Annotated in this window: 20 protein-coding genes; 8 read left to right on the top strand and 12 right to left on the bottom strand. The window is 62.9% G+C overall.

What is annotated here, in order from left to right:
• The first annotated feature begins 11 nt into the window (after positions 1 to 11).
• Positions 12 to 956, top strand: a complete 945-nt coding sequence (locus ACTJI6_RS18470; RefSeq protein ID WP_101754669.1) for a LysR substrate-binding domain-containing protein — start codon at positions 12 to 14, stop codon at positions 954 to 956.
• Here ACTJI6_RS18470 and ACTJI6_RS18475 read toward each other — a convergent pair.
• The 5 genes from ACTJI6_RS18475 to ACTJI6_RS18495 form a co-directional block, all read right to left on the bottom strand.
• Positions 928 to 2,487: an ABC transporter substrate-binding protein gene (locus ACTJI6_RS18475; protein WP_440802777.1), complete on the bottom strand. Its 1,560-nt coding sequence runs from the start codon at positions 2,485 to 2,487 to the stop codon at positions 928 to 930. The genes ACTJI6_RS18470 and ACTJI6_RS18475 overlap by 29 nt on opposite strands.
• A gap of 284 nt (positions 2,488 to 2,771) precedes the next feature.
• Positions 2,772 to 3,050: an SH3 domain-containing protein gene (locus ACTJI6_RS18480; RefSeq protein WP_126156140.1), complete on the bottom strand. Its 279-nt coding sequence runs from the start codon at positions 3,048 to 3,050 to the stop codon at positions 2,772 to 2,774.
• Between the two features lie 250 nt (positions 3,051 to 3,300).
• Positions 3,301 to 6,012, bottom strand: coding sequence for a hypothetical protein (locus ACTJI6_RS18485; protein ID WP_440802779.1), 2,712 nt, complete (start codon positions 6,010 to 6,012; stop codon positions 3,301 to 3,303).
• 874 nt (positions 6,013 to 6,886) lie between these two features.
• The gene (locus ACTJI6_RS18490; RefSeq protein WP_164555318.1) at positions 6,887 to 7,600 is read right to left on the bottom strand and encodes a phosphatase PAP2 family protein; all 714 of its coding nucleotides are present in this window, start codon (positions 7,598 to 7,600) and stop codon (positions 6,887 to 6,889) included.
• A 608-nt stretch (positions 7,601 to 8,208) separates the two neighbouring features.
• Complete coding sequence (locus ACTJI6_RS18495; protein WP_126156132.1) at positions 8,209 to 8,622, bottom strand: hypothetical protein; 414 nt, start codon at positions 8,620 to 8,622, stop codon at positions 8,209 to 8,211.
• A gap of 348 nt (positions 8,623 to 8,970) precedes the next feature.
• On the opposite strand from ACTJI6_RS18495, the gene ACTJI6_RS18500 reads away from it, so the two are divergent.
• Complete coding sequence (locus ACTJI6_RS18500; protein ID WP_126156133.1) at positions 8,971 to 9,375, top strand: BLUF domain-containing protein; 405 nt, start codon at positions 8,971 to 8,973, stop codon at positions 9,373 to 9,375.
• Positions 9,376 to 9,513: 138 nt separating this feature from the next.
• Positions 9,514 to 9,966 carry a response regulator gene (locus ACTJI6_RS18505; protein ID WP_206437031.1) on the top strand — a complete coding sequence of 151 codons (453 nt, stop codon included), beginning with the start codon at positions 9,514 to 9,516 and terminating at the stop codon, positions 9,964 to 9,966.
• Between the two features lie 65 nt (positions 9,967 to 10,031).
• On the opposite strand, the gene ACTJI6_RS18510 is transcribed toward ACTJI6_RS18505, so the two are convergent.
• The 3 genes from ACTJI6_RS18510 to ACTJI6_RS18520 all read right to left on the bottom strand — a co-directional run bounded on the left by ACTJI6_RS18510 (position 10,032) and on the right by ACTJI6_RS18520 (position 11,959).
• Positions 10,032 to 10,334 (bottom strand): antibiotic ABC transporter, encoded by a 303-nt coding sequence (locus ACTJI6_RS18510; protein WP_126156134.1) that lies wholly within the window; start codon positions 10,332 to 10,334, stop codon positions 10,032 to 10,034.
• Between the two features lie 83 nt (positions 10,335 to 10,417).
• Positions 10,418 to 10,678 carry a hypothetical protein gene (locus ACTJI6_RS18515; protein WP_126156135.1) on the bottom strand — a complete coding sequence of 87 codons (261 nt, stop codon included), beginning with the start codon at positions 10,676 to 10,678 and terminating at the stop codon, positions 10,418 to 10,420.
• Between the two features lie 126 nt (positions 10,679 to 10,804).
• Positions 10,805 to 11,959, bottom strand: a complete 1,155-nt coding sequence (locus tag ACTJI6_RS18520; RefSeq protein ID WP_440802790.1) for an MFS transporter — start codon at positions 11,957 to 11,959, stop codon at positions 10,805 to 10,807.
• A gap of 283 nt (positions 11,960 to 12,242) precedes the next feature.
• Here ACTJI6_RS18520 and ACTJI6_RS18525 point away from each other — a divergent pair, with 283 nt between their 5' ends.
• Positions 12,243 to 12,482 carry a hypothetical protein gene (locus tag ACTJI6_RS18525; RefSeq protein WP_126156137.1) on the top strand — a complete coding sequence of 80 codons (240 nt, stop codon included), beginning with the start codon at positions 12,243 to 12,245 and terminating at the stop codon, positions 12,480 to 12,482.
• Positions 12,483 to 12,718: 236 nt separating this feature from the next.
• Here ACTJI6_RS18525 and ACTJI6_RS18530 read toward each other — a convergent pair whose 3' ends face one another.
• Complete coding sequence (locus ACTJI6_RS18530; RefSeq protein WP_126156257.1) at positions 12,719 to 12,988, bottom strand: hypothetical protein; 270 nt, start codon at positions 12,986 to 12,988, stop codon at positions 12,719 to 12,721.
• Between the two features lie 168 nt (positions 12,989 to 13,156).
• Between ACTJI6_RS18530 and ACTJI6_RS18535 the strand changes: the two genes are divergently transcribed.
• A complete protein-coding gene (locus ACTJI6_RS18535) occupies positions 13,157 to 13,483 on the top strand; it encodes a hypothetical protein (protein ID WP_126156258.1) in 327 nt (108 codons plus the stop codon).
• 181 nt (positions 13,484 to 13,664) lie between these two features.
• Here ACTJI6_RS18535 and ACTJI6_RS18540 read toward each other — a convergent pair whose 3' ends face one another.
• On the bottom strand, positions 13,665 to 14,969 hold the full coding sequence (locus tag ACTJI6_RS18540) for a hypothetical protein (RefSeq protein ID WP_440802783.1): 1,305 nt from the start codon (positions 14,967 to 14,969) through the stop codon (positions 13,665 to 13,667).
• Between the two features lie 291 nt (positions 14,970 to 15,260).
• On the opposite strand from ACTJI6_RS18540, the gene ACTJI6_RS18545 reads away from it, so the two are divergent.
• Positions 15,261 to 16,967: a recombinase family protein gene (locus ACTJI6_RS18545; RefSeq protein WP_440802785.1), complete on the top strand. Its 1,707-nt coding sequence runs from the start codon at positions 15,261 to 15,263 to the stop codon at positions 16,965 to 16,967.
• 186 nt (positions 16,968 to 17,153) lie between these two features.
• Here the strand turns inward: ACTJI6_RS18545 and ACTJI6_RS18550 are convergent, their stop codons facing one another.
• Both ACTJI6_RS18550 and ACTJI6_RS18555 read right to left on the bottom strand, forming a co-directional pair.
• Positions 17,154 to 18,593 (bottom strand): DUF6880 family protein, encoded by a 1,440-nt coding sequence (locus ACTJI6_RS18550; protein WP_440802787.1) that lies wholly within the window; start codon positions 18,591 to 18,593, stop codon positions 17,154 to 17,156.
• Between the two features lie 91 nt (positions 18,594 to 18,684).
• Positions 18,685 to 18,879 (bottom strand): hypothetical protein, encoded by a 195-nt coding sequence (locus tag ACTJI6_RS18555; protein WP_440802789.1) that lies wholly within the window; start codon positions 18,877 to 18,879, stop codon positions 18,685 to 18,687.
• A 51-nt stretch (positions 18,880 to 18,930) separates the two neighbouring features.
• Between ACTJI6_RS18555 and istA the strand changes: the two genes are divergently transcribed.
• The gene (gene istA / locus ACTJI6_RS18560) at positions 18,931 to 20,463 is read left to right on the top strand and encodes an IS21 family transposase (protein ID WP_440797346.1); all 1,533 of its coding nucleotides are present in this window, start codon (positions 18,931 to 18,933) and stop codon (positions 20,461 to 20,463) included.
• On the top strand, positions 20,453 to 21,077 hold a 625-nt coding region (gene istB / locus ACTJI6_RS18565; protein ID WP_440797344.1), incomplete at its 3' end, for an IS21-like element helper ATPase IstB. The genes istA and istB, both read left to right, overlap by 11 nt.

Genomic DNA, 21,077 nt, shown 5'->3' on the forward strand with positions numbered 1-21,077 from the left:
ATGAGGCAGCGATGGCGCGCACCTACAGGCAACCCACCTTGCGGCAGATCGAGGTCTTCAAGGCGGTGATCGAAACCGGCACCGTCAGCCGTGCCGCCGAGACGTTGAACATGTCCCAGCCAGCGGCCAGCAAGCTGTTGTCGAATCTGGAAGCCGATACCGGGCTGGATCTGTTCGAACGGCGTCGCGGCCTTCTGATCCCGACGGAGCGGGGGCAGCGGTTCTACGAAGAGGTCGACCGGATCTTCTCGGGCCTGGATCAGATTGCGCTGGCCATCGACAATCTGCGCAGCGAAGAACGAGGCCGCCTGACCATCGGTGTCCTGCCGGCCCTGTCGGGGCGCTTCATCTCGACGGCGATCCGCAGCTTTTCGAACGAACAGCCCGAGGTCTTCGTCTCGCTCCATGCCCGATCGTCGCAGTTCCTCGTGGACTGGATGCGATCCGGAAAGGTCGATGTATGCATTGTCGCGGGGCGCGTGGAAGATCCGCATATCCAGGTAGAGCCGATCCTGAACATGCCCATGGTCTGCATGTTGCCGCCGGATCACCCGCTTATGGAAAGGCCGGAACTGACCGTCTCGGATCTGGCGACCGAGCCACTGGTGGCGTTCATGCACAGCAGCTATACGCGGCTCCGGCTGGAACGCGCATTCGAGGCTGAAGGCCACCAACCCCGCGTCGTGACCGAAGCCACGACGGCCCAGAATGTCTGCGAACTGGTTGCGGCCGGAATGGGCATTGCGCTGGTCCACCCGATCTATGCGGAAACGGTCGAGGGGCGCGTGTCGGTGCGCCCCTTCGTGCCGGATAATTTCCTGGATTTTCAGCTGTGCCGCCTGCGTCACGGCCGGAACCGTCGTCTTGTCGCGACATTCGTGGAAATGGTGCGAGCGACGGCCAAAGCCTTCGCTCGCGACGGCATGATCACTCGATCAGATCGGTCAATTCGGTGATCCGGGGCGCAAGATTCATCTCGCCCTCCAGTTCGTAGCCGTAATCCAACTTTGCGTTGCGCAGCCAGACCTGACGAAGGTTGAACAGCGGCACGGCACAGATCTGTTCGTGGATCAGCCGCTGCGCTTCCGACCAATGGGCCAGTTGCTTGTCGGGATCACCTTCGACCTTAGCCGCATCAATCGCTTCGTCCGCCACGTCGCAATGCGAGAAATTGGTGATCGCGGTCGGTTTGTCTACAATGGCATCCGAGTGGTAGAATTCCGTCAGATAGGTATCCGCGATCGGGAACCGAGCCGCGCCGTAGAAGGTCGCGCCGCTCAGATCGTTCCGGGACATCTCGTGATAGGTCGGATGGTCGACGACCTGCATGTCCAGCGTGATCCCGGACTGAGCCAGCTGCGCCTGGATCACCTCCATGATGGGCAGTTGGGCGTTGTTGCTGGAAACCACGGACTTAATCGTGACGCCATTTTCAAAGCCTGCCTCCGCCAGCAGGGACTTCGCGGCTTCGGGATCATAGGCATATGTCCAGGCGCTGCAATCTTCGCCCAGATAACCCGACGGCACAACGGAGCAGCCCTTCGGTCCCACCTCTTCGCCCACGAAGCTCGCGATCTCATCCACATTGATCGCACGCGCGACCGCCTCGCGGACACGTTTGTCGGTCAAAGGCTCCATTGTCGTGTTCAGATGCAGGGTGCGGTATTCTGCGGGCCAGAAAACGTCGACTTTCGCAGTGTCCTCGCGATTCCAGCGGTCAATCCAACGCTGCTCGCGCTTGCCATAGATCATATCCAACTCACCTGATGTGAATGCCAATTCACGGCTGGCATCCGCCTGGATCAGGCGATAACTTATCTCGTCGATCTTCGGCGCACCTCGGAAATAATCGTCGTTTGCCACGAAGACCACCTGCTGCTGGGTGTCATAGCGCTGGAACGCGAATGGACCCGTCCCGACAGGCTGCCTTCCAAAATCGTCGCCCCCTTCCTCGGCCGCTGCCTTGCTGAAGATATTGCCGCCATGGTAATTCGATACAAGACCAAGAAATCCGGGCACCGGATGGGCCAGCACGATGCGAACAGTATGGTCATCAACCGCTTCAATCGTCTCGAACGCCTCATAGGCCGCAGCGAAGCTCGAGCGCTCGGGATCTTTCGCCCGCTCCAGCGAATAGACGACATCCGCGGCGGTCAACTCGCCCCATTCCCCGTGGAACTTGACCCCCTGCTTCAATTTGAAGATCCACTCGGTCCCGTCGTCCGAGGTGGTCCAGCTTTCAGCAAGGTCCGGTTCGAGTTCTTTCGGATCAGCGCTACCGGGTGGAAAACGGACAAGTCCGTTGAACACCCAGCCCATCGGCCCCTTTTCTGCTGTCGAAGACGCGCGATGAGGATCGAGCGTCTTGATCTCGGGCGCGTTGATGCCAATACGCAAAACCTTGTCTTGCGCCAGACCTGGCCCTGCCCACGCCAACCCGGCCAGCAAAGTCGTTGATATAGCAGCCGCTGTCGTAAAATTTATCATCTTGCTCCCCGTCGCATTTAGCTAGACCTATCTGGCATTTTTACAGGACATCCAGTCAAATAGAGATAAATGGAACCGGTATTCCCTCAGGCTATGGGCAGAGTGATCGCATCGGCATTGATGATTTGACCGCCACAGGAATGGCTCATGGAATTTTCGGCAGCGGCGCCCAACTTCCTAGCAGGGTAGGTTTCGCTGCGGCTTACACGAACGTCTAGTTCGGAGAAGGCTCCATGCGCCGCACGGCTGAGTGACGAACGGCAGCAATAGGCCGCACCTTGCTGTCAGCGATGCGCCAGATAGTCCGCCGAAACGTAACCCGAGATACCAGGCTTGTCGGTGAGCAAGACCCTGCACCAGACCTTACCGCTATTCGTCACGCAGTTCTGGCGGGTGAGTCGCGTTCCGTCGGGCAGGCCAATGATGATTCTGTGGTTGAGGCCCGGGCCCTCGCGCAGTTTCAGGAGATCGTCTGGCCCAGCGCCCTTCACCACTGCACCGGAACCGACCGCGCATCCGGTGGCGATCACGAGCGCGAGAAGAGCAGCAAATTGAGTTCGCATCATCCGTCCTGAATCGTTTTGCCCTCACTACGACACCGTCACGCCAAATGACAGCACGCCGGTGTCGTCGCGAGTAAGGGCTTGTCGAAGGATAGCCATTGAAGGCCCGGTTCCCCTTGGTAGAACAGAATTTCTGACCGGGATTTCACCGCAGTGTCAGTCGAGCGGCAGCTTCGGAGGATGTGGCCGCGCAGGATGAGGGTGGGGCCGGCGGGCTGTTCTGGGCCGAGATTTTCATCGTCAGCGACGATCAACCTGCAGGTGCGGCACAGAAGCTGCGGGTTGAGATGGGATTGTGCCAGCAGCGTCTGCTTCCCTCGGTCGCTGGATAATCGGTGCGAACCTCGTTCAGCCGCCAGATGCCATCCCGGATATAGGTCACGCTGCGCTCGCTATCCGGCCAGACATAGACATTCAGCCCGACCTGTTCGCGGGTCTCCTTCATCTCGTCCGCTGTTTGATAGAAGATCAGGCCACGACAGGGCTTTTCCGATGTCACCTCTCCTGCCGCGCTCCTGACCTGACAGGTGAAGCGGTCATAGGGAAGATCGCCGCTGCTCCATTCCTCCAGAAGGCGAGCGTTGGCGGCGCAAGCGGGCGCGATTCTGTCGATGCAGCCCATGTCAAAAGCACGGGACGCCTCGGCCAGCACCAAGGGCGGTTCGGGTCCTTCGCCATCCTCACGATGCGCGAATGCCAGCGGCTCCGCTGGCGTTTCGCCGCTGCGGACGGTTTCGATCAGCATCGTGCCATAGCGCAGACAGGCCTCGCCATCGGTGGTCGCGACCCGCGGGTGGAAGCAGCCGCGCTGATAGGCGGACAGGGCACCGGCAAGATCGGCGGGCTGACCGAGGCCTTTCGCCAGAATATTCCCGACCAGCATGCAGCCATAGGGTGAGACCGAGACATCGGCGCCCCGGCAGACGTAATCGGCCCAGCGATACGCATCCGGCAGGCGCTGGTTCTGGCCAAGCGCCTGTTTCGCCGCATCATAGCATTGCCACAGGTCGCCGTCGTTTGCCGCCGAGATCACCCGGTCGCAGGCCGCGCCGCGAACGTGAAGGGCGGCTTCCCCATTCCCCTGGCCGGCCATGGTGTCGGCAAGCTGGTCGCATGTGCTGCCTGCCTCATCCCCGCCGCGGCAGCCCATCCGCAAGACGGCGAGACGGGCTTCGGGATCATTGCGGCCCGGGATTCTCACGCCTGACAGGACCTGGCCTTCAGGGCCGTAAAGCTGCGCCAATGTCGGGCAGCCCTTGTTATTGGCCGGTCCACATGCCTCTTTCAGCATCGCTTCGGCCGCGGCCAGGCCATCCGGCGCATCCAGCGCCGCGTAGCTGTGCAGCGCCCAGGCGCAATCCTGCGCGTCGCCCTCGCCGGGGCTGAGGCAGGATTGCGCAAGCCTGTCATACCGTGCCGCCATGACCGGGCGGCTTTCCCGGAAGGTCGGATCGAGAACGCCGCCAAGGCTTTCGCAGATCGTGTCCTGGATGCTCTGCGCATCGCAAAGCGCAATGACGCGGGCCGTTGCCGCACGCCGATCCGCGTCCGGCCAGAAATCGGCCATGCCGGCCAGGGTGGCGCAGGCCGGGGGATCGCCCGCTGCGCAACCGCCGCTCAGGAACGCCCTCGCCTGGGCTACCCGGCGCGCGTCCAGCGTCGCGGCATCGCTGTAGGTCAGGAAATCGCGGTAGAGGTAGTAGGCGCCCTTGCAGATGCGTTGATTGGGTTCACGTGGACCAGGGGTGCAGAGCCCGGCCTCGATCCCCGCCAGGGCATACCGTTCGTTTCCGGTCAAGCCGGAGCCGCGGGCCGCGCGGACCGTGTCCATGTCGTCACTCAGCCCTTCGCAGATCCAGCTGATCCCCTGCTGACAGGCGATCAGATTGGCCCCGAAGGACGACGATGCCTCGACCAGCGAAGGCGCGCGGTCGACAGCCGTGCCCCGCGCCAGCAGAACACAGCCGAACCGATCTCGCGCGTCGCACAGTCCCTTTGAGATTTCCGTCGTCACGCTGCCATCTTCGGGCCCGGCATCGGGCAGAGCCAGCTCCCGCGTAAGCTCCAGCGTGTTGCCCTGACGGTTGACGGCCATCTGGCAGCCTTCCAGATCCCCGGCCATGCAGCCCAACAGTGCATAGCGGGTGACGACTGCGGGGCCGCGCCCCGGACCGCCGGGCGCATCATGGATCCGGCTGGCGAATTCGGTGCAGGCCGCGCCAAGGCCGAGATCGCAGGCCCGTTTCAGATCAGCCGGATCGCCGCTCTCTAGTCCCCGCGCACGCATGCCGTGCGCGGCAGAGAGCCGGGCTGCGTCATCGGACCAGCCGCCGGGATCCGACGGGGCGAAGGCCCTTCCGTCATGGACCAGTGCTTCGGCGAAATCGGCGCCTGACACACAGGTGGCGACCGTCTGAACGCGGGCGATCCGATCACGGAGGTTACTGCTGACAAGCCCCAGCGACAGCGCATAGCCGCCCGAATGCAGCCGATAGCCAGACATCGACGGGGTATAGGCGGGCATGGAGCGGGCATGGCCGTTCAACCCTTCGACCGTATCGGCGCGGGCCGCCACCACATGACAGGTGTTCGGAGGCGCAAGATAGGATTGCAGGCGGTTGGTGCTGACCTCAGGAGCGGCACTCTCTTGCCCACAGAAATATTGGACCGAGGAGACCGGCAGATAGCCGGTAGCACGTTCAAGTCCCTTGCCCGTGGGATAATCCAGCGCAAACCATGCGCTCCCCTCCGGGCCGAAGGTCACATTCCGCAGCAAAACCTCAGCGCCCGCCTCCAGAACGCGTGCTTCTGTTCCGGCGGGCGCGTCGTAAATGGGCTGCCCCGTGCAGACGTGACGGGTTTCCAGCGGCTGATAGGGCGGAAGATCCTGCGCCAGCGCCCACTCCGGATGAATGGCGGCCAGCAGAAACACGGTCACGGCACGCAGGGTATTTTTCGTCATGGGGGTCGTCCGCGATTGAAAGACACAGGTGCCGAATTCAGCATGACTCGAGGCGTGTAAAGATGGAACTCAAGTCGGTCCGATCCTCCTGAACAAGCCCATGCTTCACCCTGTCGCGTCCGACAGCCTCGTAGCAGCTCTGCGACCTGGGTGGTGCGTGAACCGGGCAAGGGCGCGGGAAACATCGACTTCCGAGACATTCGGTCGCACCATCCATTTGACCGCAATGTCCAGGATCCTGCCAAGGAGTGCTCCGCTGCCCCGGCCCCGATCCGTGCAGCCCGGTGTTTTTCAAAGACCTCATAATTAACCTATACAAAAGGGCTAATTGGCCGGAAGACAACCTCAGGGTATCACAGTCTTGTTCAATGCTGTCTTAGGTGGTTCTCATGTTTCGACCTGAAAGTGTTTCCGCTTTTCGTCCCGCCGTATCCCCGGACGACTGGAAGATCATCATGGCTGCGATAAGCGCCTACTCGCACAATGCCGAATACCGCGAGTTGTTGAGACGCCTGGAGCGTCAGGCGACGCTCAATGGGATCGGCGAGCAGTCGAGGACCCTCATGTCATCGCGGCGGCAATAACGGTGAACCCGGCGGCTTCCCTCTTGGGCTTCCTCAGATCCAGGCGCGCGGCGCCGCCCCGCAACACGTCGCGGCCGCTCTGAGCAGGGATGGCGAAATCGTTACCGGATGGCATTCTGCCGTATGCGCATGGTTTCGCCTACCTTTCGCGCTACACGTGAAAACCGCCAGAGCGTTGCACCATTGCCGGCTCTTGAGTTGAGGGTAGCGTCCCCTTGTCGCGGCGGGCAGTTGGTCAGCGAGTTCCCAGCGTTCCCGTCTCTGCTCGTCGCGATAAATCATGCATCCCTTCATCTCTTCTGAAAATGCGGCCGCTGCGAGTCAGCTGCGCGGAAGAGCAGCCCAAAGACCAGAAAGGTCCAGCCGGCACCACCCATCCAGCCGGCCATGACATCGCTTGGGTAATGCACGCCCAGCATCACACGGCTGATGCCGGCCAGGAGGCTGACAGCGATGGTCGCGCCGATGATGGTCCTGCGCACAGGGGACCGCCAGCTGATTGCCGAGAAGACCAAGCCGAGGCTGATATAGACCACTGCAGCATTGAAGCTGTGGCCGCTGGGAAAGCTGTAGCCGTCCGCCGCCACAAGATGCGGCACGACATCAGGGCGAGGCCGGGCAAAGCACTGCTTCAGTAGGAGATCCAGCGCCCAGCCCCCGGTGATCGTGACAAACAGCACCACCGCCTCGCGCCGGAGGTGGAGCATCGCCAAGACCCCCAGGGCGCAGACGGCGAACAGATGACGCAGCAGGACGCCGCCCAAGGCGGTCATGTCGCGCGCGGCAACCTCCAGCCATTCCGGCCCGCGCAGGTCCAAACCGGAGGGACCGCGAAACGCCAGCAGTCCCAGATCATCCACGCCGGCGCTGCGGCCGCTCACCACCAGCACCGCGAGGACCGCGAAGATCGCCCAGCAGATCGCCGCTGCGATCAGCGCATGATGCCGTGCGAGCGGCACCCGATGAACAGGAACATGGCTTGCCCTGACTGGATTGCGTTCCATCCGATCATGCCCCTGCAACCTTCCCGTCAGTAGGATCGTCCACGCGCCCTTGGTCCTGCAAGCGTGCCGTCCGCAACTCCCTAGCGGACGGCCGTGTCGAGCAGCACCCAGGGAGATGGCCAGGGGTCTAGTTTGCAGCCGGGCCTCATACTGCGAAGCCTGCGCCAACCCCATGAAAGGCTCTCGCGACCGTGCCCGTTGCGAGAGCCTCCCATGAAGGATGTGCGTTGCCTTCACGCCATCGAACGGGCCGAAAGACGGAACGTTCCGTGTGAACAAGAAGACCCTGTGCGTGTCGTGGCGCACAGGATCCTCTGGGGTTAAGTGCAAGGACTTGCCTCAACCTGTAGGTATTGCGGTTCTGCACGTCATGCAAGTTCACCGGGCGGTTGACTGCGGGTCAACCACGGCTGCATTCTACGTTTTCCACCTAGAAACATTTGATCGAGCGAATTGACATAAGGGGCGGCCTGCCTTGCCGTTGGGATCACCGCACGGTGGCCAGGACAGGTCGTGCCCTCCTTCGCGGGCTGCGGTTGGTCAATGGCCTCGCCAATGTCCATGATGCCGATCGTCCCCGCAAGAGCCTGGCGGGATCGCCGATGTCCTTAGCCGCAGGAGATTGCCTCGATAAGGCCGGTATTCTCGTCGTAGCTGACATTCATCCGGGCCCGGTTGACGTCGGACTGAACGGCACAGTTGGTGCAGGCTTCGCGCCAGACGACACCGGCCGGTTTCTCGGGCAGCGCATCCGTTGGTCGTCCCACCAGGTGCTGATAGGCGGATGCCCGGCACCGGTCCCCAAAATAGTATCTTTTCGAGCCGCCGTCGGTTTCGGCGATCCAGATTTCCGGCTCGCGCGGGTGGTTTCGGATCGTGGAACCCTCGGGTGCCCAATAGGCGAATGGCGGCGGGGGATCGGCCTCCATCACAACATCAGGCTGCGACAACGTCCCTTTGCCTTGCGACGCAAACTCCTTCGATTTGCAGCCCGGGAGAGCAGCAGCGATGACCGCCGCCAACAGAAACCTTGCTACCGGCATTGCATCCGCACCGTTTGCTACAGTGGTCACTATAGCACGAGCACCTGATCGGGCGAGAGGCGGTCCGCGCATCATCCTTCCGAAGAAAGGGGATCGCGTGGCCCGCGATCACCCAGGCTCGACCACCAGTTCGGACAGAGGTGACGATGGGGCAACAAAGACCGCCGTGTCGGTAATCGAGTTCGGTGCAGGCATCAGGCGATCCGCGGGAGTCCATCTCGATCAACCGGCTTCCGACCCGGCTGCGGTCCCGAAAGAAACATTTATCAAGAGCTGGTTACAGCAAATTCATTTGACCGGCGCAGCGGGGTCGCAGCATCTACGCCGATGAACCAGATGATCGCCATTCTGTATCGCAGCGACGCGCTGACTGCTGCGGATAGCGCGGCGGATGATGAAATCCTGTCGGCAGCGCGAGAGCGCAATGCATCCAGAAACGTCACAGGCTTTCTGCACCGCGAAAGCGATGTCTTCTATCAATGGCTGGAAGGACCGGCGGAGGCCGTCAGGGAGATCTTCGCGTCGATCATGAACGACCCTCGACATCGCAACGTCAAGCAGCTGAGCGAGATCATCATCACGGAGCGCAATTTCCGGTTCTGGTCGATAGCTGCCTCGGATGAGAGCACCACATCGCTGTTCGACTGGGCGGCGAAGGGCGGGATTTCCCTGCATCAGGTTCGGCCCGATCAACTCCTGTCGTTTCTACTGCACTGCGCACGACGGGTCTGAGACCGGATTGTCGCCGAGGCGGCGCACCCTGCCCCAGCCCAAGCGGGCGGAACAATCTCGGGTGCCGCCCCCAACGCGTTGCTGACGCCTGGATCTGTCTGGCTGCAGGGCTGCGTTGGCCGGAACCCAAGCCCTCGGTTGGGCCTTCTCAGAACAGGCAAGAAAAACCGAGCAGCAGTCGTGGCTTCAATCGACCATTACGCCCTGGTCGCGGATGACGATCCGCTGATCCGCATGGATGCCCAGGCGATCCTGGCCGGCGCCGGCTTCCGCGTCCATGCCGCAGCCAGTGCCGAAGAGGCCTTGCAGATCCTTGACCGGCATGGCCCTGCCATCCGGTTGCTGTTCACCGATGTGCAGATGCCGCCGGGCCCTCTGACCGGGTTCGACCTGGCCTGGCGTTGCGCGGAGACGTGGCCGCAGATCGGCATCCTCGTGGCCTCTGGCGCAGTGCCGCCGGAGCCGGGCGATATCCCTGAGCAGGCCGTGTTTCTCCCAAAACCGTTCAGTGAGGATCTTGTCCGCAATCACCTCAAGGCGATCCTGTCAGACAGCCAGGGTCCGCAAGACCGTCAGACCTCGCTGTCCTGACGGACACGAGTTCTTGTCGCCCTATCTCCATGCCGACCTGTTGGCACCGAGCAGGGTTTGTTCTCTCAGCGAACCAGTGTCAGACGGCGCGAGTTGGCGCGTGTCCTTTTTACGTAGGGCCGCAGAGCCGCGACCATGACCCGCTCCGGGCTTGCCCCCCTGCCCGCCGCCTCCAGCATCGCGAAGAGCGACTCCGCCGCTGCCGCCTGCTTTTCCGCCACCATGCGGAACGGCTCGCCAGGCGACTGGGCCATGATCCCCATCATTCCCGCTGTCCGAAGACCGATCACCGTCTGCGCGTCGATCCCCAGCCGGGCCAGCTGAATCCACAGGCGGACGGGGTTCGCAGGCATCGTGAAGCCGATCATGGGGATACATCCTTTGCGCTGTGGGGTCATTTTGGACGGCCATTCCGAACAATGGCAGGGAGCCTTATCGTCAGGATCAATCGCTACACCGTCTCGAAGATCACGAACCCCGACATCGTGTCGGCGACCTCGTCGTAGCGGCTGGCATCGGTGACGATGCGGATGATCGGCGCCTCAAAGGGGTCGTCGTCCTCGGGAATGACCTGGACGGTCCGCGGCACGGCAAACTCCCCTGCCCTTGCCGGGATCGCCACGAACTCGATCTCGCCGTCGCCGATGGTGCCGAATTTCATCATGCCTTCGAAAGGGCCGTGACCGTCGATCGCAAACCTGACCCGCCGCATCGCCTGCTCCTCTTGTCGTGGCAAGAGCGAACGGCGATCCCGCCGCCCTGTTCCGGGCAAACGGGCGCAGTTAGGAAAGATCAATAGCTCCCCTCGTGGCGATCCTCACTGGCGACCTCGCCGAGGCTATCCCCCCTCGTCGATGCGGGGTAGGAACCAGGCCAGCAGCCCGCCCAGCGGCAGGAAAGAGCAGAGCCGATAGACCGTCTTGACCCCATGGCTGTCCGCCAGTCCGCCCAGGACCGCCGCCGCAATGCCGCCCAAGCCGAAGTTCAGCCCATAGAACAGCCCGCCGATCAAGCCGATCCGGCCCGGCAGCAGCTCCATCGCATAGATCAGGATCGAGGCGAAGGCACTGGCCATGATCAGGTTGATCGCCACCGTCAGCACCCCGGTCCAGAACAGGTCGGCATAGGGCAGCACCAGCGTCAGCGGCAGCGGTCCCAGCACCGAGATCCAGATGATGCGGTGGCGTCCGATGCGGTCGCCGACGATGCCGCCAATCAGTGCCCCCGCCGCCGCCGCCAGCAGAAAGATGAACAGCATCATCTGCGCCGAGGGGATCGACAGCCCGAAACGGTCCATCAGGTAGAAGGTATAGAACGACCGGAAGCTTTCGCTGTAGGCGTTCTTGGAAAACATCAGCAGCGTCAGGACCACCATGCCGATGCCGATGGTCAGCGGCGCATGCCGGACATGGGCGCCGCCGTCCTTGGTGGCGCTTTTGCGCATCGCCGCGAACTCGGCGCTGATCCGGCGCTGCTTGCTGCCGATCCAGACCAGCAGCAGCATCGCCATCAGGGCGGCGACCGCGAACCAGGCGAGGCTCGGCTGGCCCCAGGGCACGATGATCAGCGCTGCGAAGACTGGGCCAAGCGCGCCGCCCGCCTGCCCGCCCACCTGAAAGATGCCCTGCGCCAGCCCCTGCCGCCCGCCCGCGGCATATCGCGCCATCCGCGTGGCCTCGGGGTGGAAGATCGACGAGCCGATGCCGATCAGCGCCACCGACACGAGGATCACCGCATAGCTGTGCGCAAAGGCCAGGCTGACCAGCCCCGACAGGGTGAACATCATCCCCGCCACTGGCGAATAGGGCGCGGGATGGCGGTCCGTCACCATGCCGATCACCGGCTGCAGCAGCGATCCGGCGATCTGGAAGGTCATGGTGATCATGCCGATCTGGACGAAGTCCAGGCCGTAAGCGTCCTTCAGGATCGGATAAGCCGCCGGGATCAGCGACTGCATCAGGTCGTTCAGAAGATGCGTCAGCCCCAGCACCATCAGCACGGTCACATGGGTTCCCGCGCGGGGGGCGGACAAGGCGGCGGTGGTCCTGGCGGCTGCTTTCCGGGAAAAAGGCGGGCAGGACATCCGGTTCCCTGCACCGCATCTCTGCCTTCAACATCGGCGGGGTGCAAGTGAGGGTGCGCGCTTGTCCCCACCGTGGCAAAGCAGGACAGCACAGCGTCCGTTCCGGCAGTTAACAAAGGCTGGTTGACTGCCGGGATTAACCATCTGTCAACGCTCTCCGGCTACCCCTCCTGTCAACAAGGAGAACATCGCCATGAACTATCGGGTCGCAAACTATGAATCGATGAACGGGAACCTGGCGCTGGCCGGGCAGGCCGTCACCGCCTGCCGCGAGGGCGCGCCGCGGCTTTCGCTCACCCCCGCCGAGCGGGAGGAGTTGCTGGCCCGAATTCATCGGCAGATCGCGGACCTGCACGCTCTCGAGGTGCGGCTGAGGAGGCCTGTGGCTCGCGCGGCAAGGAACCGACCTTCCGAAGCTGCGGATGGCTTATGAGAAGGTCAAAGGACTGAAGGCGCCGGCGTTCCAGCGGGGTGTCCGGGTGAAGCCGCAATAAGAAAGACCCCCTTGCGTGGCAGCGCAGGGGGGCCTTTCATGATGATTATCTGCCTCACGTGCAACCATGAGTGGCACAGGGTTGCAGACCGCGCAAATGAATTCGCCGACAATTTCTATCCTTCGCGCCGCACGCAATGCTTCTGGCGAGGCGACGATGCCGCAGGCGAGATCCCTCAATCCCCCGAAGCATAAAGCAGGGCGATGTCCCGATGGTGGAGTTCGCAGGCCCTCGTCTCTGACTTCACAACCGCGCGCTGCGGCTCCAGGACGACGACGCAGCCGCTCTTGAAGCTGTAATGCCTATCCCCGTTCGCCAAGGTCATCTGCACAGGAACCTCATCCATAGGCCGCTCAGGCTCCGCAGGGGCAGGCGCCGTCGCAACCGGGGTTTCACAGGCGGCAAGGAACATGGCGGCAGTGAGCGCGGCAATCGTCGTTTTCATGGTCTGCCTCTGGTATATCCTGTCCCACAACGCTCATCGGTCCAGAAGGGATGCGAGATGATTTCGGTGCCCGGATCGGCGAAATGGGCCGCTGCTACATCGACCGGTCCCCCTGATTTCCTGATATTGGCTTGAGCGACTGACCTTGGTTCGAGAAAGGTGATTTCCATGAGGATGTTTTTGATCGCGGTCCTTGCCGTCGCTGTCGATGGCACGGCAGAGGCCAAGTCGGCGGCTTGCAGCCTCACCGTCAGCAAGCGCGAGGTCTTCAAGGGGGCCTGCGACTATACCGCAGACCGGGACGGCAGCTTCCAGCTTGTCTCACCGAGCGGCTTTTTTGTCTATGTGAACATATCGGCCCCGGGCCAGGCCGATGGCTACTGGAATGGCTGGGATAAGGGGAACCACGCCCACACCGGTCTCGGGATTCTTCTCCGTGAAGATATAGATCGGGCATGCTGGTCGAACGGCTACGCCCAGGTATGCGCGAGGTAGTGTAGCCGCCCCGAGCCGAAGGCTGACGATGAGCCCCGGTGATGACGCACAGGCCCCTCTGCCACCCGACCAAAGCCACCTTGCTTCTGGAAGCGGTGGTGAAGCGGGTCCGGCAGACACGACCGAGGCCGAAGCCGCCCTCCGTGCCACTCTGCTGAACGTGCTGATAGCTATCAATTGATCAGGAGAACAAATTGCTCCGCTCTACCCCTTCCAATTCCAGCATTTTGGGGATTTCCGTCAACACGATTGCGATCTGCTCCAGATCGTCCATCCTGGCGGCGCGCCCCTCCTCGGCCCTTTGGGATATGTCCGCGAGTCCCATTATGAGCTTTTTATACTCCGAAGCATCGGCCAGCTCTCCACGCTTGAGCCGACCAAAGGCGCGCACCGTATCGATTTCGTCGGAGAACAGCATGTGCTGAGCGCAGATCAGATATGGGTCTATATCGCAAAGAAAGGCTATGCCCGCGAGGTCAGCCACGGTCAGCCGATCAACCGAAGGAATGTTGCCGGATTGGACGAGCCTGCTGTGGAATTGTCCCTGAACGATCTTCCGCGCCGAACCCGCGGCACGCTTGCCATACTGCTCGGGAGATCGAACTACCTGATGCGCCCGCAACTCCCCAAGGCTGTTCATCGCCTTGTCGTTTCCTCTGGCCAGCTTGCCATCATCAGCGGCGATCGCTGCCGCAATGCGCCGTGCTTTAGCGAGAACCTCAAGGACGTCAGTTCGCAAGGCGGTCAACTCTGGCAGAACTTCTTGGGACGGAACATGGTTTTCGGTGATCTGACGCATCTTCATCCGCAGCGCCTCGCCGGAACACGATAATACCTCGCCTGGCAGGCGTGTCGCTATTTTTCGTCCATGATCTTCCAACGCCTCAATAAAACTCCGTAGGTCCGGATAATTCTCCGTATCCCGTTGGTCGGTCGTTCCGCCGCCGTTTATCCTGCCGGCATGAGAACTTTCCGCTAAGAGCGCAAGACTTGGTGCGCGACTCGTCAACCATGCAAAAAGCCGGTCTGTCCGAAGTCGCGAGTTCCTGGCGCCGAACTGCGCAGTGATTTCAGGGATGAGTGCGTAGGTCCACAGACTCAAGGCGTTTCTGATGGCTTGCTCGGCATGCGTGAGATTGCGTCGCCCCCGTGCATGGGACCCGCTTCTCCGCAGGGGCGCGACGAGGATCACATATCCCTGTTGAATGAACCGCCTCTTTTCGATGGGAGATATCAACGTGCTCTTCGCGACCACCTGCTGGGTCGTGGGCACGAAGGCACTGAATCGGCGCCTTCCCACACTGTCGATAATCGACTGAGGAATAAGCTGTTCGTCGTAATTCGCTTTGTCGAGATCGTAGATCAGGAGGGCCGGCGCCAAGTCAGCGAAGCGAACCTCTGGCGAATTGCTGTCCCGTTGTCTCTTCTCGAGTTCAGCTTGCGCACCAACCTGGATCCTCGAGAGAGCTGCTTCAATTTCATCCATCGACGCCTCTCACGTCAAACAGCCGATTTGTTTCCCAAGCCGGTTGCGAACTCTCCTTCAGATTGCACGGACCTTTCCGTCCGGGTCAATCTCGATGTCCAGAACGCCGTCCAAGCCGAACCGATCCCCGTCAGCCCGCCGGCCCGATCAGCCGCGAGCCAGCGACGCGGACATTGATTACCTGGCGCAAGAACCCCATCATGAAGGCCTCGACGCCCTCGTCCGCCTCCTCGCCCGGCAGGCGGCACGGGAGTATCTGGGCTAATCCACCACGGAGGGAGGGGACACGCCGTGACCTTCAAAGCATCATCGCCTGTTCGGGCGGCCGTCTATGCCCGCTATTCCTCCGATCTGCAGCGGGATGCCTCGATCGAGGACCAGCTTCGGGTCTGCCGCAAGCTCTGCGCCGACAATGGCTGGCTGGTGACGGAGACGTTCCAGGATCGGGCAAGCAGCGGGTCCTTCGATCTGCGTCCCGGATTTCAGGGTCTGCGGCAGGCCGCCATGCGAGGCGGCTTCGACGTCGTGGTGGCCGAGGCCCTGGACCGTTTCTCGCGCGACCAGGAGCACATCGCCGGCTTTCACAAGCAGATGAGCTTCCAGGGCATCCGCATCGTCACCAAGACCGAGGGCGAGATCAACGAGATGCATGTCGGCCTCGGCGGCACGATGGCGGCCCTCTACATCAAGCACCTCGCCCAGAAGACCCATCGGGGGCTGGAAGGCCGGGTGCGGGACGGCAAGTCCGCCGGCGGCATCGGCTATGGCTACAAGGTTAATCGCCAGGCGCTGCCCGAGGGCAGTGCGACCGCAGGCGATCGGGTCATCCACGAAGCGGAAGCGGCGATCGTGCGGCGGATCTTCCGCGACTATGCGGCGGGCAAGAGCGCCCGCACCATCGCGGTCGCGCTGAACGCGGCAGGCATCCCTTCTCCAGCTTCGGGCCGCAGCAGCGGCACCTGGAGCGCTTCCACCATCGGCGGCAACTGGAAGCGCGGCACGGGGATCCTCAACAACGAACTCTATGTCGGCAAGCTGGTCTGGAACCGGCTGCACTACCGCAAGGATCCCACCACCGGAAAGCGGGTCTCGCGGCTGAACCCGCCCGAGGACTGGGTCGTCGAGGAGGTGCCACATCTGGGCATCGTCGACCACGCTCTCTGGGAGAAGGTGAAGGCCCGCCAGGAGGCAACCCGCGAGGAGATCTTCGAAAGCCGGGCCGAGAACCCTGACGCGCCGGGCATCGAACGTGGCCACCGGCCCCGTTACCTGCTTTCCGATCTGGTCCGCTGCGGCTGCTGCGGGGGCGGCTATTCGATGATCAGCAAGTCCCGGCTCGGCTGTTCGACGGCGCGCAACAAGGGGACCTGCGGCTATCGCCGGACGATCCTGCGCGAGGAGGTGGAGGAGCGAGTGCTCTCTGGCCTGAGGGAGCGGCTGATGAGACCGGACCTACTGCGCCGGTTCATCGAGGAGTTTCAGCGCGAGGTGCAGAGGGGGCGCCAGGAGGCCTTGGCGGAACGGGCCGATCTCGAACGCCGCCACGTCCGCGTCAAGAAAGCCATCGACAGCATCATCACCGCGATCACCGAGGGGATGTATAGCCCCTCCATGAAGGAGAAGATGGACGCGCTCGAAGCCGAGCGCGCCGAGATCGAAGCCGCCCTCGCCCGCACCGAAGAACCTTCACCGGTGGCGATGCATCCCGGCATCGCCGCGGTCTGCGAGAAGAAGGTGGCGGCGCTGAGCACGGCGCTGAACGCCGACGACACGCGCGTGGAGGCGGCGATGATCCTGCGCGGGCTGATCGAGAAGGTGGTGATCCACCCTGGTCCGGAGACGCAGGGGATCGATCTTTACGGAGAGCTGGGGGCGATCCTGGCGCTCTGCGCGGATCGGGAGGCCACACATGCCGACGCCCGCCTGGGCGGCGGGCGTTCGAGGCAAGTGACGATGGTTGCGGGGGCAGGATTTGAACCTGCGGCCTTCAGGTTATGAGCCGTGTCGAACGAACCATGAACAATCACTCGGAAGCGCGAGTTCTTGCGCAGTTTCCGACACTTGCCGATCCCTGCAGCGCGGCCCGGCTTCGCACGATCTGTCGGGATTGCGCAGCGATTTTCACCCTCGTGCTTCCACCATGCTTCCAAGGGGCCGAGACCTGATTTTCCGGTAGCACGACCATCAGGCGGCAGTGAGCGACCAGAAGCCAAACTTCCTGCCGTGGTCTTCCTTCAGCCGAGCGACATAGGCATCGTGCGTCTCGAACGCGCCGAAGTCCGGTATTTCCCGTGCGAGCCGGGCGCAGGAGACCAGGTGCTCGGCGGCATAGCGATACCGCTTCGCCCGCGATCGGGTGAGCGTGAAGTCGATCATCGCGCGGAGCACCAGAGTCGCGGCCAGCGGATGACGCTCTGACAAGGCCTCCGCCGCTGGGGCGAGATACTCGTAGTGATCCCCGTCGATCTCCTCGTGCCGGGCCTCCAGGAGGTCTGCGGCGCGATCCAGCGCCGGCCAGTCTAGGAAGAACTGCAGGGCGTGAAGAAGGCTCGGATGGGCCATGGCGTGCGCCATCGCCCGCTCCTCGGCCTCGATGTCGTCGAAGTCCGGAAGCCGCTTGATATAGGCCCGCAGGTAGCTGTCGGAGAGCGTGCGCTCGAAGCAGTCCCACCGGAACGCCTGCGCCTCCTCGCCGCGACCCAGCGCCTCCAGCGTCTGCAGGCGAACGTCCTGCCAGGCCAGCGGAACCTGCAAGCCGTCGCCGAGTTCCGCGCGCTCGAGGAACCCCAGCGCCTCACCCGCCCTGCCGGCCGCGAGCAAACGCTGTGCGATCTCGGCCGCGATCTGCGGCACCTTGCGGGTCTTCGGATCGTACTGGGTGATGAAGCCGTCGACGTCGCCCTGCGCATCGGCGATGTCCTTGAGCGCCATGGCGACCGTGCTGGTGCGCTCACGCGCCCGCATCTCGTGCTCGTAGGTGGTGCCGCCCGGGCCCCAGCCCACCGCTTTCCACTGGTCCTTCGGCGGAACCGGCACGGGCGAGCGACCGAGGTCCTCGGCCATCGACTTCAGGACCGCCAATCCCTCGTCGCCGAGCGCCGGCGCCATGATGCCGATCAGGCCGTCATACTGGCCATAGCCGTTGTCCTGAAGCGCATCGAGAACAGTGCCGGCGAGCGCCTGCGGATCCGGCCGGACCTTCGCGGCGAGCTGACCCAGATCGGCACAGGCTTGGTGGAAGATGCCGATGACGGTGCCGCTGGAGTCGTCGCAGCGCTCGAACACCGGTGTGGCGAGTGCCATGAACCGCCACATGAGCGCCAGCGCCTCGTCCGGATCGGCGGGCGCGATCTGCTCGACGATGGCACGTCGCTGAGTTTCGAGATCCGTGACGAGCGCCTTGCGGTTCTTCCAAGTGATGAAGCTGCGGGCGCGGGCGATGCTGGTCAGCCGCTTGGTGATCTCCCGCGCGGCCTCCCTCGGGCTCTGGGCCCCGGCCAGCGCGAGCCGCAGCTTGCGCTTGGCGGCCGCGTTGCCGGTGCTGACCTCGATCAGCAATTGCGCCAGGCGCTCCGCGCCCAGCGCTTCGAGGTTCTTCGCATTAAGGGTGGTCTTCGACGCCATCGGATCGCCAGTTTCTTTTCCCCGAGCCTAACAGCAGCCCGCGGGCACCGGAACCTGCGTTCTGATTCGCTGTGCTCGTCGATTTCCCGCATCAGCGCGCCGAGACGCCTTGCGCGGAAACGCGAGGCATCTCCTTTTTCTTCGCGATTTCAATGTGTTCGTTGACTGTCGCCCGCGCTTCAGCACTGTGGAACGGCGAAAGAACCACCGAAGAGCGCCATGCCTGTTGATTTCCACCCAGAACTGAGCCGGATAGGCTCGTAATTTCCACTGAGAATTGAGCCATGTGAACCTTTCCCCAAAGCGATGAGCGGCGGGGGTAACGGGAGTGATCCACATGGGACTTTTGAACATCATTCGACGCATGCACTTGCGGCAGAAGCTGTCGGTCCGCGAGATCGCGCGGCGCACCGGTTTGTCGCGCAACACGATTACGAAGCACCTGGCGGCAGACACGATCGAGCCGAAGTTCGCCACGCCGGATCGCCCGAGCAAGCTTGATCCTTTCGCCGAGAAGCTGGCCGGCTGGCTGAAGACGGAGGCCGGCAAGTCGCGCAAGCAGCGGCGGACGCTGAAGCAGATGCATGCCGATCTGGTCAAGCTGGGCTTCACCGGCTCCTACGGCCGGGTTGCGGCCTTTGCGCGGCAATGGCGCACAGATCGCCAGCGGGAACAGCAGACCACGGGCCGCGGCACCTTCGTTCCGCTGTCTTTCCGACCGGGAGAGGCCTTCCAGTTCGACTGGAGCGAAGACTACGGCCATCTGACGGACGAGCGCACCAAGCTTCAGATGGCGCATATCAAGCTGTCGCACAGCCGGGCCTTCCTGTTGCGCGCCTATCCGCTGCAGACCCACGAGATGCTGTTCGATGCCCATTGGCACGCGTTCCGTGTGTTCGGCGGCGTGCCTGAACGCGGCATCTACGACAACATGAAGACGGCAGTGGATCGTGTGGGCCGTGGCAAGGAGCGGCAGGTCAACCTCCGCTTCCTCGCCATGGCCAACCACTATGTCTTCGAGCCGGAGTTCTGCAATCCGGCAGCGGGTTGGGAGAAGGGACAGGTCGAGAAGAACGTTCAGGACTCCCGCCATCAGGTCTTACAAGGGATGCCGGGCTTTCCCGACCTTGCCATGATGAACACCTGGCTGGAACAGCGCTGCCTGGAGGTGTGGCAAGAGACCCCGCACGGCACGCTGCCCGGCACCATCGCCGATGTCTGGGCTGAGGAGCGGGCCGCATTGATGCCGTTGCCGCCGGCCTTTGACGGCTTCATCGAACTCAGCAAGCGCGTCTCGCCCACCTGCCTGATCAGCTTCGAGCGCAATCGCTACAGCGTTCCGGCATCCTTTGCGAACCGACCCGTCAGCCTGCGGATCTATCCGGACCGGCTGGTCGTGGCGGCCGAGGGCAACATCCTGTGCGAACATTGCCGCATCATCCAGCGCAGCCACAAGCTGCCACCGCGGACGATCTATGACTGGCGGCATTACCTGGCTGTTCTTCAGCGCAAGCCCGGGGCGTTGCGCAATGGCGCGCCCTTTGCCGAGTTCCCGCCTGCCTTCCGGCAGTTGCAGGAGCAGATGCTGCGCAAACCCGGCGGTGATCGGGAGATGGTCGACATCCTTGCCCTGGTTCTTCAGCACGACGAACAGGCCGTGCTGACGGCGGTGGAGTTGGCCCTGGCCGAGGGCGTGGCGACCAAGACCCATGTGCTGAACCTGTTACACCGGCTGGTCGATGGCAAGGTCATTGGCGGGCCGCCCCTCGATACCCCGCAGGCCCTGGCCCTGCGCCGTGAGCCAAAGGCCAATGTGGAGCGCTATGACGGCCTGCGCACCCAAGCTGCAGGAGGCCGTCATGCGTCATGATCCTGCCAGCGGCGCCATCGTCATCATGCTTCGCAGCCTGAAGATGCATGGCATGGCGCAGGCCGTGACGGACCTGATCGAGCAAGGGGCGCCGGCCTTTGACGCAGCCGTGCCGATCCTGTCTCAACTGCTGAAAGCCGAACTGGCCGAGCGCGAGGTCCGCTCCATCGCCTATCACATGAAGGCCGCACGCTTCCCCGCCTACAAGGACCTCTCGGGCTTCGACTTCTCAGCCAGCGAGATCAACGAAGCCACAGTCCGGCAACTCCACCGCTGCGAGTTCATGGACGGGGCCCAGAACATCGTCCTGATCGGCGGCCCGGGCACGGGGAAGACCCACATCGCAACCGCCCTCGGCGTCCAGGCCATCGAGCATCACCGCCGCAAGGTCCGCTTCTTCTCCACCATCGAACTGGTCAATGCCCTGGAACAGGAAAAGGCCAAGGGAAAGGCCGGGCAGATTGCCGAAAGCCTGACCCGCCTCGATCTCGTGATCCTCGATGAACTGGGATACCTGCCCTTCAGCGCCTCGGGCGGGGCGCTGCTCTTCCATCTGCTGAGCAAGCTCTATGAGCGGACCAGCGTCATCATCACCACCAACCTCAGCTTCAGCG

Source organism: Paracoccus sp. 22332 (genome assembly GCF_052045125.1).
In the GTDB taxonomy this organism is placed as follows: domain Bacteria; phylum Pseudomonadota; class Alphaproteobacteria; order Rhodobacterales; family Rhodobacteraceae; genus Paracoccus; species Paracoccus haematequi_A.